Origin of the sequence: Streptomyces sp. CG 926 (assembly GCF_003148825.1) — a bacterium.
Classification (GTDB): domain Bacteria; phylum Actinomycetota; class Actinomycetes; order Streptomycetales; family Streptomycetaceae; genus Streptomyces.
The window spans coordinates 1-1,214 of sequence record NZ_QGGZ01000044.1 but is presented as its reverse complement, the minus strand read 5'-3'; the positions used below and the strand labels follow the sequence as shown (position 1 = coordinate 1,214).

At 66.8% G+C, this 1,214-nt stretch carries 1 protein-coding gene; it reads right to left on the bottom strand.

What is annotated here, in order from left to right; all coding sequences use genetic code 11:
• On the bottom strand, positions 1-1,214 hold a 1,214-nt coding region (locus tag BCL76_RS38385; protein WP_146228537.1), incomplete at both ends, for an AMP-binding protein.

Here is a 1,214-nt window from a genome sequence, read left to right as displayed (position 1 = left end):
ACCGGGCTACCGATTACGACGTCCGCGGACGTCGAAAGCTGTGCGATCGAGGTGTCGACCGTCGCCTCCGTCGGACCGTAGAAGTTGAAGCCCTCCACACCGTCCAGAGCACGCAGACGCTCCCACAGACCCGCCGGAACGGCCTCGCCACCGACACCGATACGAGAAGGACGACGATCCCCCTCGAACAGACCCTCCTCGAGAAGGAGTTGCAGATACGACGGGGTGATCTCGGCGAAATCGATACGCGAAGCCGTCATCCAGGCAACCAGACGACCGGCATCCAACCACGTGTCCGCGTCCACGACGTGCAACTCATGACCCGAGAACAGGGCCGAGAGCTGGTTCCACGACGCGTCGAAGGACACCGAGGTCGTCAGCGCCACCCTCAGCCGGCCACCCTCCGCCGCGAACACCGACCGGCCATGACTCTCGCACAGACCCACGACACCACCATGGGTAACGACCACACCCTTGGGACGACCCGTCGAACCCGAGGTATAGATGACGTACGCCGGGTGCTCAGGACGGACCGTCACATCCAACGACCGCCCCTGCCCCACGCTTTCCAGCGCCGTGACGACCCGTGGGTCGTCCAGAAGGACCACCGGCACATCCGGGACCGGCAGCACGGCCGCCGTCACCGACGACGCCACGACCACCACCGGAGACGCATCCCCGACCATGTAGGCGATCCGCTCCGCCGGATACTCAGGATCCAGAGGCAGATAAGCACCACCGGCCTTCAGGACCGCGAGCAGCGCGACGATCAGCTCCGCGCCCCGTTCCAGACACACCCCGACCAGCGACTCCGCACCCACACCACGACCCACCAGATACCGGGCCAGGCGATCGGCACGACGATCGAGCTCACCGAACGACAAGGACTCCCCCGCCGCCACCACGGCGACCGCGTCCGGGGTCCGCTCCACCTGCGCCGCGAACAGCTCCGGCAGCGAACCCGCCGCCACCTCCACAGCAGTGTCGTTCCACTCCCCCAACCGCCGGCGATCGAACTCGTCCAGGACCTCGACCTCACTCAGCCGCGACCCCGGAGCCGACACCAGAACCTCGAGAACCCTCACCCAACGCGCCACCAACCGCTCGGCCGTCCCCACATCGAACAGATCCGCCGACGCCACCACCGAACCACGCAACCCCGCAGGAACACCCACCCCGTCGAACACCTCCGTGACGGAAGCATCCAGGTCGAA